At 34.3% G+C, this 16,214-nt stretch carries 13 protein-coding genes, 2 tRNA genes and 1 riboswitch; all 15 genes read right to left on the bottom strand.

The genetic code is table 11. The features are described from left to right. Positions 1–199 precede the first annotated feature (199 nt). A complete protein-coding gene (locus tag HMPREF2561_RS09930) occupies positions 200–991 on the bottom strand; it encodes a two-component system regulatory protein YycI (protein ID WP_049382265.1) in 792 nt (263 codons plus the stop codon). Next, the gene (locus HMPREF2561_RS09925) at positions 992–2,323 is read right to left on the bottom strand and encodes a YycH family regulatory protein (protein ID WP_049382264.1); all 1,332 of its coding nucleotides are present in this window, start codon (positions 2,321–2,323) and stop codon (positions 992–994) included. Further along, the gene (walK, locus tag HMPREF2561_RS09920) at positions 2,313–4,139 is read right to left on the bottom strand and encodes a cell wall metabolism sensor histidine kinase WalK (RefSeq protein ID WP_048679004.1); all 1,827 of its coding nucleotides are present in this window, start codon (positions 4,137–4,139) and stop codon (positions 2,313–2,315) included. Before walK ends, HMPREF2561_RS09925 begins: the two co-directional genes overlap by 11 nt. A gap of 12 nt (positions 4,140–4,151) precedes the next feature. Continuing rightward, entirely contained in the window at positions 4,152–4,853 is a 702-nt protein-coding gene (gene yycF, locus HMPREF2561_RS09915) for a response regulator YycF (protein ID WP_048787705.1), read from the bottom strand. Positions 4,854–5,331: 478 nt separating this feature from the next. Then, positions 5,332–5,404 (bottom strand) — tRNA-Asp (locus HMPREF2561_RS09910). A gap of 5 nt (positions 5,405–5,409) precedes the next feature. Continuing rightward, positions 5,410–5,484: transfer RNA gene (locus tag HMPREF2561_RS09905), tRNA-Glu, on the bottom strand. A 390-nt stretch (positions 5,485–5,874) separates the two neighbouring features. Beyond that, complete coding sequence (locus HMPREF2561_RS09900; protein WP_017175614.1) at positions 5,875–7,158, bottom strand: adenylosuccinate synthase; 1,284 nt, start codon at positions 7,156–7,158, stop codon at positions 5,875–5,877. Positions 7,159–7,437: 279 nt separating this feature from the next. Further along, positions 7,438–8,838 carry a replicative DNA helicase gene (gene dnaB, locus HMPREF2561_RS09895; RefSeq protein ID WP_002449507.1) on the bottom strand — a complete coding sequence of 467 codons (1,401 nt, stop codon included), beginning with the start codon at positions 8,836–8,838 and terminating at the stop codon, positions 7,438–7,440. Positions 8,839–8,946: 108 nt separating this feature from the next. Beyond that, positions 8,947–9,393, bottom strand: a complete 447-nt coding sequence (rplI, locus tag HMPREF2561_RS09890; RefSeq protein WP_002488452.1) for a 50S ribosomal protein L9 — start codon at positions 9,391–9,393, stop codon at positions 8,947–8,949. Further along, complete coding sequence (locus HMPREF2561_RS09885; protein WP_017175615.1) at positions 9,390–11,357, bottom strand: DHH family phosphoesterase; 1,968 nt, start codon at positions 11,355–11,357, stop codon at positions 9,390–9,392. Before HMPREF2561_RS09885 ends, rplI begins: the two co-directional genes overlap by 4 nt. Before the next feature lie 27 nt (positions 11,358–11,384). After that, the gene (locus HMPREF2561_RS09880) at positions 11,385–12,296 is read right to left on the bottom strand and encodes a YybS family protein (RefSeq protein ID WP_017175616.1); all 912 of its coding nucleotides are present in this window, start codon (positions 12,294–12,296) and stop codon (positions 11,385–11,387) included. Between the two features lie 89 nt (positions 12,297–12,385). Continuing rightward, on the bottom strand, positions 12,386–13,354 hold the full coding sequence (locus tag HMPREF2561_RS09875; RefSeq protein ID WP_017175617.1) for a homoserine O-acetyltransferase MetX: 969 nt from the start codon (positions 13,352–13,354) through the stop codon (positions 12,386–12,388). 71 nt (positions 13,355–13,425) lie between these two features. After that, positions 13,426–13,526, bottom strand: a riboswitch (SAM riboswitch). Between the two features lie 85 nt (positions 13,527–13,611). Then, on the bottom strand, positions 13,612–13,941 hold the full coding sequence (locus tag HMPREF2561_RS09870) for an AzlD domain-containing protein (RefSeq protein WP_048680094.1): 330 nt from the start codon (positions 13,939–13,941) through the stop codon (positions 13,612–13,614). Continuing rightward, positions 13,938–14,633 (bottom strand): AzlC family ABC transporter permease, encoded by a 696-nt coding sequence (locus tag HMPREF2561_RS09865; RefSeq protein ID WP_017175619.1) that lies wholly within the window; start codon positions 14,631–14,633, stop codon positions 13,938–13,940. Before HMPREF2561_RS09865 ends, HMPREF2561_RS09870 begins: the two co-directional genes overlap by 4 nt. 286 nt (positions 14,634–14,919) lie before the next feature. Then, a complete protein-coding gene (gene serS / locus HMPREF2561_RS09860; RefSeq protein ID WP_070468739.1) occupies positions 14,920–16,203 on the bottom strand; it encodes a serine--tRNA ligase in 1,284 nt (427 codons plus the stop codon). Between the last annotated feature and the right edge of the window lie 11 nt (positions 16,204–16,214).

Below are 16,214 nucleotides of genomic sequence, written 5' to 3'. Positions count from 1 at the left end.
ATATTTACTCTTTTTTCTAAAAAAATATAGTTTCGAACTTGTATCTCTGTTCGAAACTTTCCGCTCTAAAAGTACTTTTATAGTATACTATACCAACCTGTAACTAAAAATTCCAATTCTCTGTTTATATTAAATATGTAAGAGCAAAACAACGGGCAAATTTGACCGCCATTTTGCTCTATTTAAAATGATTCACTTTTTAGTTATCAATCACTTTTGGATTGACTGAAGTGGCTTCAACATAATATTTTTTCGTTTCTTCTTTACCTTTATGTTTCACTTTGATTTCCCAGTTTGCTTGTAGTAATTGAACGTTGGTTTCTCTTACTACTGAGTAATATCCTAATCTTGCATCTAATACTTCATCGCCAGCTTTTAAGTAACGATTGAAATACAAGCTTTCAATTGCTTTACGCGGCGTAATGACTTGCTTCTTAGGATTATTGTCCCCTTTTGCAGGTTCAATTTTACTCATTAATGTTTGTTTATACATTGTCGCTTTACCATCGTCTATATTAAAGCGAAGGCGTGCTTTATTGTTATTAAGCAATGGGTATCCATCATATGTTTGTTCGTAAGTGACTGTATTTGAATTAATATCGCCAAGTTGATAGACCTTACCATTGTAAATATGATTGATAATGTAATCTTTTAAATCGCTAAGATTACGATCACTTACATTTACAGTATTGTCTACATCACCGCTTACTGTGAAACCAGAATCACTTGTTTCTAATGAAGATTTATTTTCAGCGTATGATTTAAAGTTTTTAGAAGTAGCAGTGATCATTTGCATCTTCGTACCACTTACATCTTTATTTAATACATCTGTCGATACTTTAATCTCTTCTTGTTGGAAGTTGACTTCATTATCGCTTTCAGTTTCATTAATTTGCGATTTAGTCACCTTATTAATATAAATCAGAATGAGAAAGATATTGACTAGAACAAACACGAAAATAAACAATGTTTTGGTTAGTTTCCAGTTCATTTATTCAAGCCTCCCATCCTGATATACATACCACTCACCATCATACTCAACATACCACATTGGAATAAATTCACTATTGCGTTGTACTTCGATGTCATCTTTATCTGGCTTATCATCTTCTTTATAGCCAACGATCATATTCGATATTTTTTCAAAATCAATGTTATGATTGTTCGCAAGTGACGCACGCACAGTTTCCAAACTGTCTAATGATGTCGTTGCACCATCTAAAGGCACACTTGAACGTAGAAGAGCACGTTTATAGTCATAAATTCCTTTTTCTCCCCAAGTCACGTTAATTTCATTTAACTGCTGGTCATTAAATGTAGGATGTCCATTGAGGAATAATTGATAGGTTAATTCTCCTGACATATTATCCGTATCGAACAGACGGAAATCATCGTTAAAGAAACCACCATGATTATTAATATATTCGAATGTACTTGGGATGGAAGTATCCATATCTTTCGAACCAGATTCATCTTCCGATAAGTTTTTATAATGGTACTTTTTACTGTCATCATTATAGTTTGCGACGCCGGTATTATTATTATATGTGGTTGAACCACTTTTTCCGCTTCGAATAATGACAGAATCATCAAATAAAATTGAGTTCATCGTTTCGACTGAAATCGTATCATATACCATACGATATGAGCGTAGGTCTTTTGGATGTTTCGGCGCAAAAATATGCGTTGATTTATCAATCGTCGTCTTATTCGTAATCACTTCCGAATAGGTTTCCATATCTTTTTCTAAATGATGAATGGTTTTAGTAAATGGCGTTGCCTTAGCATCTATCGTCACTTTCATGACTTGTTGATGATGTTTACTCAGCGCATATAATTCTAAATCACCCTTAGGATTTTTATCAATTAAAATTCGATTAAAGCTAAAATGTTTAGGAATTTTAGCTGAGTTATTAAGTACTTGACCTAAATAGGTTGTTAATGGCATATCATACGTAAAATCCAATACGACAAAATCATGGTCTAATATCGGAGTTTGCAAGTTATACCCTTTTTGCATCAATTCTACTTTACTCACTTCATGATCTTTGAGTGGATCAATAACTTGAGCGAGTTGAGATCTTGATGGTGTCAATCCTTTTACTTTATCCCCTTTAACTGACACAACTTGATAAGGTGAAATCACTGTGTCCATCTTTGCAGCTAAAGGTTTACCAATGGTTTTAGTATTATTTTTTTTACTATCCGCGCTGTCTAAATTATTTAAATCTGGAGTAAAGTTCCAAATCATATACGTAAGGACAATACTCATCATGACTAAAAGAAAAAGGATAACTGATTTAATATGTTCCTTACTGTTCATCCCAATCACCGTCGTCTATCACTTCACATGGAAGTGTAATAAATATCGATGTGCCTTGTCCTTCAACACTGTTTGCCCAGATACGACCATTATGTGCTTCGACAATTTCTTTTGAAATGGCCAGTCCAAGACCCGTACCGCCCATTTTACGTGTACGTGCTTTATCTACACGGTAGAAGCGATCAAAGATTTTATCCACTTTATTAATTGGAATACCAATTCCATTATCTTTAATACGAATAGTCATTCGATTATAAAGTGCATTTTGTTTCACGTGGAACTCGACGCGTTTATCTCCACGAGAATATTTCATCGCATTCGTAATGACGTTATCAAATACTTGTGTCATCTTATCTGGATCTATTTCTGTGAAAATCGTTTCATTTGGAATTTCACGTACAAACGTTGTATCTTTCGCTGCCATTTCATGTCGATTAATAATTTTATTAATAAACATATTAAAGTCGACAATTTCTTTTGTAATTTGTTCTGTCTCATTATCCATTTTAGATAATTGAAGTAAGTCATTTACTAGTCGAATCATACGTACCGTTTCTTCACGTGTGACTGAAAGGAACGATGGCGCAAGATTTTCATCTTTCCAAGCGCCTTCTTCAAGTGCTTCAATATAACTGTTCATTGATGTTAACGGCGTACGTAATTCGTGTGATACATTGGCAACGAATTCGCGACGTTCACGTTCCACTTGTTGTTGCTCTGTAACATCGTGTAATACGGCGATATAACCATTAACAAATCCCGTATCTTGTACAATCGTGCTAAAGTTGACACGTGCAATAATACCTTCTTCTTCGTTCATATCAATTAAGATACTATCATTATTCTCTTGAATTTCTTCTAATGAAAAATCGCCTTCTATTTTTAAAACATTTAGCATGTAATAACCAATGAGATCTTCTTTCGCCATACCTAACATTTTAATCGCCATATCATTCACAATACGAATACGACCACGTCGATCCGTCGCAATGATACCATCACTCATATGTGTGATGACAGAATCGAGTCGACGTTTTTCACTTTCTGTATTCGCTTGGGCTTCTTGTACACGTTTAGAAAGATTATTAAACGCAAGCGCAAGTTCACCAATTTCGTCATTACCATAAATCTTAACACGCTGTGTATAGTTCCCTTTCGACATTTCAACTGTTTGGTTACGCATATCTGTAATCGGTCGCGTAATCGTTCGCGCAATAAAGAAACCGAGTATAACCGTGATAAATAAGGAAATAGCCGTACCAATAATAAAGATTTGGTTAATATTGTTAAGCTGGTTATATACATCATTAATATTTGACTCTATGTAAATATTACCGATCACATCATTGCTATTCTTAACTGGTAAGTTGTAAATCCAAATCCGTTCTTTACCATGACCATAGTCTTTTAAGACGTTATGACTATTTGCTTCGCCAAGAGAGATTGCTTTTTGAACAGAATTATCATTCACTTTTTGATTAATTAAGCTATGTGATGATAACTTCGCTGTAGCCATTATAATTTGATCTTTATCAATAAAGCGAATTTCTTCAATCTCTTGTCGATTAGCGTATTCATTCAGTAGCGATTGAACTTCCTTTTGTGCATTTGAAGGATTGTCTTTATAAATACGCTCAATATTGACTTCGAGTTGTGTCGCATATTGTTTAATATTCTTCATGAAATTATTTGTTAATTCTTTTTCTAAACTATTAGTGAAATACAGACCAATAATCTGCATTCCAATAATAATCAGTAAGACATAAACAATAACGAGTTTTGTGTGAAGGGATTGGAGTTGTTTCAGCCACTTCATCGTTTGCAACTCCTAATCATGTTGTTGGAGGAAGTATCCAACGCCTCGACGTGTCACAATATATTCTGGATGAGATGGATCGTCTTCAATTTTTTCTCTTAAACGACGAATGGTTACATCCACTGTACGCACGTCTCCAAAATAATCGTAGCCCCAAACCGTTTGTAATAAGTGTTCACGTGTCATAACTTGACCCATATGTTTTGAAAGATAGTGGAATAATTCAAATTCACGATGTGTTAATTCAATATCCTCACCACGTTTTTTAATTGAATAAGCATCGGGATAAACCACGATATCTTTAATCGCAATTTCATTCGTTGTACCTTCTGATTCTTGCGCAGGTTGAGAATAGTGACGTCTTAAGTTTGCTTTCACACGTGCAATTAATTCACGTGTACTAAATGGTTTCGTCACATAATCATCAGCACCTAATTCAAGGCCCAATACTTTATCAATTTCTGAGTCTTTCGCTGTTAACATAATAATTGGCATTTCGTATTTTTTACGTACTTCACGACATACTTCCATACCATCACGACCTGGTAACATAATGTCTAACAATACGATGTCTGGCTCTTCTTCATAAATTAAATCGACTGCATCATTACCATCATAAGCGCAATGAACTTCATAGCCTTCTTTTTTTAAATTAAATTCTAAAATATCCGCAATTGGCTTTTCATCATCAACTACAACAACTTTTCTAGCCATATCTATAAACCTCATTTCTCAAATTGTAGTTTAAACCTTAATGTTTATTATATTTTGAGTAAAACATTAACTGTATTATATGGCGCTATCTTACGTCTTAACGCACGTTTATCTACTATATAATTTAACATTAATATTCACTTAATTCTATTTTCATATTTAAAATTATAGAATAACATTAATTTAAAGTTTACCACTCTCGTTTTATATTACAAATAAGTTGAGCGCCTTGAATATTGGACAAAAGTCGTAGGAAGACAGAAACGGTACAATGTTACAAAATGATGATAGAGGATAATCGTTGAAAATTAAGAGTGATATATAAAAGATGTATAAAAAAAGAGAGAAATATTAAAAATATATTGCGACGTCACCTATTTGTAATACGCACATCGTTTTACTCATGATAACGTCTATATATTTATAAAAATAAAGAAGCCATATTAAAAAAAATGCCTACCCTTTTGGATAAGCAATACGGTCTCGACGGGAATCGAACCCGCGATCTCCTGCGTGACAGGCAGGCGTGTTAACCGCTACACTACGAGACCTAAAATGGTGACTCCTACGGGACTCGAACCCGTGTTACCGCCGTGAAAGGGCGGTGTCTTAACCGCTTGACCAAGGAGCCGTTCTTAAGCACAAGATAGATTATAGCATAGCTTTTATTTTAAAGACAAGAACTTTTTTACATAATTTTAATATTTTTTTATAATTCCTTAATTTTTAGAAAAAAAGAGTTGTTTTGAAGATAGATTACATAACAATATACTTTTTTTCTTTACTTTTACATTATTAATTCATATTCAAATTTAAATGATACGGTTATCATTATCTTATTTTATATATAAAAAACGTTGCTAAAGTGAGTCACTTTAACAACGTTAGATGTATACAATTAAATGTTTTATTATTAACGGGCTTCGAAACGTAATTCTCTCATCCATCATATGCTAATCTCTAAAATCAAAAACCGATTTTCGCTCTTAGCACGTTATTGCTCTAGGTTTATACGCTTTTCTTACCATAATTTTTCTAATAGGTTTGTTTGCTCACGGTCAGGGCCTACAGAGAAGATTGAAATATGAACGCCACATAATTCAGAAATACGTTCTAAGTATTTACGTGCGTTTTCAGGTAATTCTTCTAATGTACGACAACCTGTAATGTCTTCCGTCCAACCAGGTAATTCTTCGAAGATGGGTTTACAACGACGTAATTGATCTAAGTTTGCTGGATATTCTGTGATTGTTTCACCATCTAACTCATATGCTGTACAGATTTTAACTGTATCTAAACCTGTTAAAACGTCAATTGAGTTAATAGATAAGTCTGTAATACCACTTACACGACGAGAGTGACGTAATACAACTGAGTCGAACCAACCTACACGACGAGGACGTCCTGTTGTCGTTCCATATTCACGACCTACTTCTCTAATATGATGACCATCTTCATCGAATAATTCAGTAGGGAATGGGCCATCACCTACACGAGATGTATAGGATTTACATACACCAATCACTTTAGATACGAAGGTTGGACCCACGCCAGTTCCTACTGTCACGTTACCTGCAACAGGATTACTTGACGTTACGAAAGGATATGTACCATGGTCGATATCTAACATAACACCTTGTGCACCTTCAAATAAAACCTTTTCATCAGCTACGAAAGCGTCATCCAAAATTTTAGCTGTATCTGTAACGAATTCTTTTAAACGTTGACCAGCGGCATAGTATTCATCGAACATTTCATCAAAGTGTGGACAAGTTTCATTAAACATCCCTTTGAAATATGCATTTTTAATCTCAATATTTTCTTTTAAACGTCTTTCAAATGTATCTTTTTCTAATAGATCAGCCATACGAATACCAATACGTTGTGCTTTATCTACATAAGCTGGTCCAATACCTTTTTTCGTTGTACCGATTTTATTATCGCCGCGACGACGTTCTTCATATTCATCTTGTGCTAAGTGATACGGTAAGATGACTTGCGCACGGTTTGAAATACGTAGATTATCTGTAGAAATACCACGTTCATTTAAACCGTCTAATTCTTTTAATAATGCAACAGGATCTACAACCACTCCATTACCAATCACTGCTAATTTATCTTTATAAAAAATACCTGATGGTACTAAATGTAATTTGTATGTTTCTCCACCAAACTGAATGGTATGACCTGCGTTATTACCACCTGAAAAACGCGCAATCACATCTGCTTGTTCTGCTAAGAAATCTGTAATTTTACCTTTACCTTCGTCTCCCCATTGTGTCCCAACTACTACGATTGATGACATGTGAGCACCTCCAAAGTTTTCTCAATTAACCACTAAGTATTCTATCAATACGTTTCATATAATGCAAATAAAAATCGAACATTAAAAATAGCATTCACATCAGTCAAATAAATACGTATTTTTTATTAAAAAACCTTTAAAATTGCTAATTTACCAGTATCTCAAGTCAGTTTTACAAATGTTTAATACACATACTTCACTTAACTTTACTTTTTAAAAACAAAATAAAAACCGTACATTTATATTAAAAATAATAATAATGTACGGTAAAAAATATTTTTATGACATGTCTGCATGTGCATAATCAATGTCTGTAAATTTATTATATTGTTTCATAAAGTGTAACTTCACTGTGCCTGTCGGGCCGTTACGTTGTTTGGCAATAATAATTTCAATCTCACCATTATCGTCATTGGATTGAGGTTCGAACTGCGTACTATCGTCATCTTCTTCACCATCGCCTCGATTATAATAATCATCACGATACAAGAACGCAACAATATCTGCGTCTTGCTCAATTGATCCTGATTCACGAATATCACTCATCATTGGTCGTTTATCTTGACGTTGTTCTACGCCACGAGATAACTGACTCAGTGCGATAACGGGACATTCTAATTCACGAGCGATGGCTTTTAACGTACGTGAGATTTCAGAGACTTCTTGTTGTCTATTATCTGAAAAGCGTGAGCCACTCCCTTGAATAAGTTGTAGATAGTCAATGACAATCATATCAAGACCATGTTCTTGTTTAAGACGACGACACTTTGATCGTAAATCTGTAATACGAATTCCTGGTGTATCATCAATAAAAATCTTTGTTCTCGATAATTTACCTACTGCAATCGTAAATCGATTCCAGTCTTCTTCTGTCATTGTCCCTGTTCTTAAACGGTTAGAATCTACATTTCCTGAACTACAAATCATACGTGTCGCAAGTTGATCGGCACCCATTTCAAGTGAGAAAATACCTACTGTATAGTTATCTTCATGAGTGGCTACTTTTTGAGCGATATTAAGTGCGAAGGCAGTCTTACCTACAGAAGGACGGGCTGCTAAAATAATTAAATCATTTCTATTAAAGCCCGCAGTCATCTGGTCTAAATCGCGGTATCCAGTAGGAATACCCGGCGTTTGCCCACTATTTTGATCAAGTTCCTCTGCAGTCTCATATACTTGACCTAAGACATCTCTAATATCTTTAAATCCATCACTTTGACGGTTTGCTGAGAGTTCAAGAATACGTTTTTCAGCATCACTTAAAATAGCATCTAATTCAAGCTCATTATTATACCCATCATTCGCAATGCTATCAGCTGTTTGAATTAATCGACGTTTAAGCGCAAGATTAGCAACTATATTTCTATAGTATTCAATATTACGTGTCGTCGGTACATTATTCGATAATTCAGCTAAATATTGAGGGCCACCAGCCTCACTTAATGTACCTTCTTTCGTTAATTGTTCCATTAACGTGACTACATCAATCTCATGAGCATCTTCGTTTAAGTTCATCATTGCTCTAAAGATATGTTGGTGTGCACCTCTATAAAACGACTCAGGAAGTAATACCTCCTGAGTCGAACCTATTAATTCTGGATCTAAAATAATTGCACCTAAGACAGACTGTTCAGCTTCATTGTTATGGGGCATTTGTCTTTGATCATACATATTATCCATCAATCATTACACCCATCTATCTTAAAATTTTCGACATGCTAGTGCAACATTATATCTTTCTATGAATTGCTTTTAAAAGAATGGACTACCTATTTGTCCTAAATCTTTTTATTTTTCTACAGTGTGTACGCGAATTGTACCTTCAACTTCTTTGTCTAATTTAACAGGTACATTAGTATAACCTAACGCGTGAATACCGTGTGGTAAATCCATTTTACGTTTATCAATTTTAATATCGTGTTGATTTTTTAATGCGTCAGCAATTTGTTTTGTACTAATAGAACCAAACAATTTACCGCCTTCACCAGTTTTAGCACTTACTTCAACTTCGATATCTTCTAATTTTGCTTTTAATGCTTTAGCATCATCGATTTCTTGTTGTCTATCCGCTTCAGCACGTCTATTTTGTTGTTCTAATTGTTTTAAATTACCTGGTGTTGCTTCAACAGCATATTTATTTTTTAATAAAAAGTTATTTGCGTAACCTACTGGCACGTCTTTAACTTCACCTTTTTTACCTTTACCTTTAACATCTTGTGTAAATATTACTTTCATGTATCTTCACTCCTACTCATTTGTTCAGTAATTGCTTGTTGTAATTGCTCGATTGCTTCTTCTATAGTGACACCTTTTATTTGCGTTGCAGCATTTGTTAAGTGACCTCCGCCACCTAAGGCTTCCATTGTTAATTGAACATTAATACCGCCTAATGAACGTGCTGAAATACCAATAAGATTATCTTCACGTTTCGCTACAACGTAAGAAGCTTCAATGCCTTCTAAACTTAACAATTCATCCGCAGCTTGTGCAACTGTTACAGGATGATAGATTTTATCATTAGAACCGTGAGCAATCGCGACACCGTGATCTTGAACTTCAACTGTACGTATCAATTCAGAACGATTAATATACGTATCAACATCATCTTTAAGGAATTGTTGCGTTAAGATTGTATCGGCACCATGCGCACGTAAATAACTTGCCGCATCAAACGTTCTTGAACCTGTTCGTAATGTAAAATTACGTGTATCAACAATAATACCTGCATACATAATTGTAGATTCTAAACGTGATAAACGTTGTTCTGTTGGCTGATATTCTAATAACTCTGTGACAAGTTCTGCAGTTGAACTTGCATAAGGTTCCATATAAACGAGTAATGGATTTGAAATAAAGCTTTCTCCACGTCTATGATGATCAATGACTACTTTACGATTCGCTTTATTTAAAATATTTTCATCTAATACCATTTCAGGTTTATGTGTGTCTACCACAACAACCGTTGTTTTTGACGTCATCATATCCCAAGCCTCATCAGATGTCACAAATCGTTCTTTCAATTCAGGTTTTTTATCAATTTCTTCCATCACACGACTTAATGTTGGATCGATATCTTCTTCATTAAGTACCACATATGCTTCTAAATTATTCATTGACGCAAATCGAGATACTCCAATAGCTGCGCCAACCGCATCTAAGTCGGGACGTTTATGTCCCATAATAATCACTTTGTCGCCTTCAGTTAAGATATCTTTCAATGCGTGAGAGATAACACGTGCTCTAACACGTGTTCGTTTTTCCATCGGGTCAGTCTTACCTCCGTAAAAGCGGACATTACCATTCATGTTTTTAATTGCAACTTGGTCTCCTCCACGACCTAAGGCTAAATCAAGTCCTGATTGAGATAATTCACCAAGTTCAATTAAATCTTCGGTACCTTCACCAACACCAATACTTAATGTCAATTGTGCACGATAGCCTACACTTTTTTCACGTAACTGACTTAGAATATCAAAATTAGAATCTTCTATTTCTGCTAAGATTTTTTGGTTTAAATACGCTACGAATTGATCTGAACTATAACGTTTAAAATAAATGTTATATTCAGTTGCCCATCGACTAATAATACGTGTCACCATTGAGTTGATTTCAGAACGTTGTGTGTCATTCATATTTTGTGTAATTTCATCGTAGTTATCTAAAAACAACGTTGCAATGATAGGCTTTGATTCTTCATATAATTCATTTGTATGTACTTCTTCTGTAATATCGAAGAAATATAAACAACGTTCTTCTTCAGAATAACGCACATGATAATGGTACTGACCATGTTCGATTTCTATTTCTTGTATTCTTTCAAGTTGCTTAAGAATATTCGGAAAAACTTCATTGACTGGTTCTGAGATGACATTCGTTTCTAGATGTTCAGACATATATTGGTTGATCCATTCGATGTGATCGTCAGCATCAATCACAACTAAACCAATTGGCATGCGTTTAATTGCTTTATTACTTCCTGCTGAAATATGACCACTCAGATTATCCACATAATGATCCATTTTTGATAATGCTTGTTTAATCAATACCGCACTAATGACGATCATAATGATTAAAGCAATCGCCGTAAACGTTGCAATTAAAGGTTTAAATATAAACCCTACAATAACAATTGCAATTGCCGTAAGCACCATCAAAATGTAAGGAATAAGCAATGCTTTTTTAGTGGATTGACGGTTCATTCTTCCACCTCTATTCACTTTTTAAAGTCATTTTTTAATCATTCGTTTTAAGTTAATTCCTAAATCAAGTACGCCAAGTAATGATACGATATGCGTAAAGGGTGAAATCACTGTCCCCACGACCATTAATAATATAGATACCGCATCAGGTAATCGTTTGGCCTTTCCAAAGAAATGAATCAAACTCAATCCTTGGATATACATTAATAATGATAACACAACTTCGAAATTCAATACGATACTTTGGAATATACTTGGTTTCATCGCAAACATCACACATACTAGCACAATCATGTAAATCCATAATAATGTGCGATTCATCTGCCAAGCAAATAAAGGTCTAAAAATAGGTGTTGCTACTTTGAATTTGCGTAAAATTGGAAATGTAATGATGATATTAATTAAAACTAAAAGAAAGACCATAATAATGATGTAACTTGGAAGTTGAACAGCCATTTGACGAAATCCTTCTTCTAAGATGATCTTATAATCTGATTCAACGCCTGAATTTACAATCGCATTGTTCATTGCGTCTTTTGCTGGTTTAATCAATACTTCGGTATTTGGAATCTTTTTGAACGCTTGTAATAACATAAATGCAATTAACGTCACAATACTTATATACATTGTTGTAATATATAAGATGCGTTCTTTAGATGTACGTTCTTTTAATAATTGGCCAATTACAAAACTTAGTAATAAAACTAGAATCATGGCACTTAATACAAAGGTATTCCCTAATAAGGTCGTGATGACTACAGTGAGTAAAGCTCCAATTCCAAATGTAGCAATTGATTTATGCCACATGATAATCCCTGGAATGGTAGCGAATAAACATAGAATCAGACCAATTATTGGCAATACATACGTAACTAAAGCAACTGCTACAAGCACGATAGTTCCTATAATTATTGCTTTAGGATGTACTTTTGAAAACACATTCGCCACTCCTATACTTTTTTGACTATAACGTCTATTTTAACCTCTATATTCAAATTAAACAAATGTGTTAACTGTTCTCTTATCTATTATTTTCGTTTGAATTTCGAAACTTTTAAAAAGTGATACAAGTTAGGTGCCCAGTCATTAAAATTAAGTAAAAAACCATCATGGCCTACGTTGTCTGGAACAAAAAAGTGACGATGATATTTAAAACGTTCTCCTACTGCTCTAACTTGATCATCTGGATATAACAAGTCATCTGTAAAGCCCATAGTTAGTACTTTTGTATTTAAAGATTGGAAGACCTCATCCACATCATCGCGCTGACGATCAAGATGATGACTATCTAAGACATTCAACATCGTTAAGTAACACGATAAATCGTAGGATTCTTTAAACTTATTGCCTTGATAACGTTGATAATTGACTACTTCATCTGGTGTGAAACGCGCGTCATAACTTTTTGAAGAACGATATGTTAAGAATCCAAGTTGTCTTGCAATACTAAGTCCCTCTTTACCTCCAATATGAATCGCTTCACGTGCAATTTCATTGAAAGCACGACTGTATGAAGAGGTTTTATCTGTAGCTGCTAAGATGACTGCCTTATCTACTTCGAATTGATGATTATATAATAATTCCATCACTTGCATGCCACCTAAACTGCCACCAATTAAAATATCGATTTTAGTAAATCCAAGGGCCTTTATTCCCAATTCAATTGCCTTAACTATATCTCTTAATGTTATTGTTTTAGGAAAATGAGCATCGTTTAATGGGGAGCTTGAACCAAAAGGACTTCCAATAACATTAAAAGTAAGAAACTGATAATCATAGATTGGCATATAACCACCATCAATGATTTCACGCCACCATCCAGGATGTTCATCTGTACCATAAGTTAAATGATTACCAGTCAGAGCATGACAAACCACAACAAGCGGTTGTCCCGAATAACCTACGTGCTCATAACGCAATTTTAGATTCTCAATTGTTTCACCTGATTCTGTTGTAAAAGCACCTAAATGTAATGTATCTACTGTATAATTTGTCATGCTATGCCTCCTTAGAATAAAAAAATCGCTTCTACTCTTAATTTTAAAAGTGTGAAGCGATAATACTTTAGTACTTATCATTCGAGTATCTCGTTGGTTGTAGCACCGTACAATGATTTGTCGGTTGCTGAAGCTTCATAGGGCCAATTCCCTCTACTTCTCAAAATAAGAGTATCTATATATTGATTGCATTGTTTAATTTAAATTTATTTTAATACAATTGTCTAGTTAACTTCAATGCGCAGTAAATAAATGGGTTAAAAGAACCATCGTATACCTGCAATGAATATAATACCTACAATAATAGTGATGGTTAGACTACGCGTCACAATTGCGATAATGACTGTAGGAATGGTTGCTACAATGAATGGAATATTTAATTCAAAGCCCTGCATGCCTTTATGTTGAACGATAAAACTATCAATAACTAACGCAGTGAATAATGAAATTGGAATAAACGACAGCCATTTGATGACTGTTTCTGACAGTTGAATACGTGAAATCATTAAAAAAGGTACGACACGTACAATTAATGTCACTAATCCACATAAAACGATGAGTAAAAGCATATGTCCAGTTATCGTCATCGATCCATCACCACCCCAAGTGTTGCAGCACAAATTGATGTAACAAGAATGGCCACATAAGAGGGCATCAACCAACTTAAAATGAACATCATTACAATAACGAACGCAATTAATACGATATATATACTTATTTTGGAACGTGTAATCGTTTCAAATTGAGCCATAGCCAAGAAAATAAACATAGCTGTAATCGCAAAGTCTAATCCTAACATTTCAGGATGAGAGATGTATTTCCCAAAGACTGCTCCTAACACACAAGCGATTGCCCAAAATGAATAAGCAGTAATATTTAATCCATGTAACCATCGGTCATTAATTGTTTCCCCTTTTAAGTGTGGCGTTATAGCAACCCCAAAGGTCTCGTCAGTAAGAAGAGAAGACAAAGCTAAACGATTCCATATACCATAATCTTTATAATTAGGTGATAATGTCATAGACAATAAAAAGAAGCGGGAATTCACAATTAACGTTGTTAACACGATTGCTGATATAGGTGTACCAGTAATAACTAAAGCACAAATAATAAATTGTGCTGCGCCTGCATAAACCAATAAACATAACAGAAGAATTTCTAGAACACTAAAATCCTGAGAAGCTGCCACAATGCCAAATGATAGTCCTATACCGATGTATCCTAGTAGTGTTGGAATACATTCTTTGACTCCTTGTTGAAATGTTACATGTGACGTCATGTTAGCTCCCCCTTTATATATGTATTTTCAAATTGACTATATATTTTAATTAAATTTAGTCTAATATAATCTAATAGACGCTTCAATATCTTTAGACGTCCGTTTGAGTGAGGTTAGAGAGAAGGGCGTTTAGAAATATTGATACTTCAATGTTTTAAAAATATCAGAAATTTTCGATATTTTTAAATTTACCTTTCTCAGGGCAGTCTTATTTAATATAAAAATAAATAAAGCGATAGAGGACTATGTCACTCTATCACTTTATGAGTTGAATTCTATTTAATGATTAGTTGACTGGACGAATTTCTGTTTTGCCGCCCATAAATGGTACAAGTGCTTCTGGAATTGTAATTGAACCATCTTCGTTTTGGTAGTTTTCTACGATAGCTGCAAATGTACGACCTACTGCAAGTCCACTACCATTTAATGTGTGTACTAATTCTGGTTTAGAAGAAGCATCACGTTTGAAACGAATGTTAGCACGACGAGCTTGGAAATCAGTACAGTTTGAGCAAGAACTAATTTCTTTGTAGTCATTGTAACTTGGTAACCATACTTCTAAGTCATATGTTTTACTTGCGCTGAAACCAATATCTCCAGTACATAAGATCACGCGACGATATGGTAATTTTAATTCTTCTAAAATTGCTTCGGCATTTTGAGTCATATCTTCTAATGCATCCCAAGAATCTTCAGGTTTTTCAAAACGTACCATTTCAACTTTATCGAATTGATGTAAACGAATTAAACCTCTTGTATCTCTACCAGCTGATCCCGCTTCACTACGGAAACATGCAGTTTGACCAGTGAATTTTTCTGGTAACACATCCGGTTGGATAATTTCATTTCTATAGAAGTTTGTTAATGGCACTTCTGCAGTTGGAATTGTATATAAGCCTTCTTTTTCAACTTTGAATAAATCTTCTTCAAATTTAGGTAATTGGCCTGTACCAAACATTGTATCTGCATTTACCAATTGAGGTGTCATCATTTCTGTATAACCATGTTGTGTTGTATGTTTTGTTAACATATAGTTCATTAATGCACGTTCTAATAAAGCACCATCTTTAGTTAAATAAACGAAGCGCGCACCTGATACTTTTGCAGCACGTTCGAAATCAGCCATTTTTAATTCTTCTACTAAATCCCAGTGCGCTTTTGGTTCAAAATCAAATTCACGAGGCGTACCCCATTTTTTTAATTCAACATTTTCAGTGTCGTCAGCACCTTGTGGTACGTCATCTGCAATTAAGTTTGGAATACGAATTAAGATATCACGAATTTTGTTATCTACTTCATTTAATTTTGCATCATTTTCTTTAATTTCATCGCCTAATTCACGCATTTCTTTAATGACGTCATCTGCATCTTCTTTATTACGTTTTTTTTCAGCGATTTGATCACTTACTTTGTTACGACGTGCTTTCATTTCTTCTGTTTTACCAATTAAATCACGACGTTGATTATCTAATTCTAATACTTCATCAACAACCTTTGAATCATCTACTCGTAATTCAATTTTGCTCTTAACTTTGTCCGTTTCGTCTCTGAATTGCTTGATGTCTAACATATAATATTCAT

It is taken from the genome of Staphylococcus sp. HMSC069E10, assembly GCF_001809205.1.
GTDB classification, from domain to species: Bacteria; Bacillota; Bacilli; order Staphylococcales; family Staphylococcaceae; genus Staphylococcus; species Staphylococcus hominis.
This window is presented reverse-complemented; position numbering and strand designations above follow the sequence as displayed.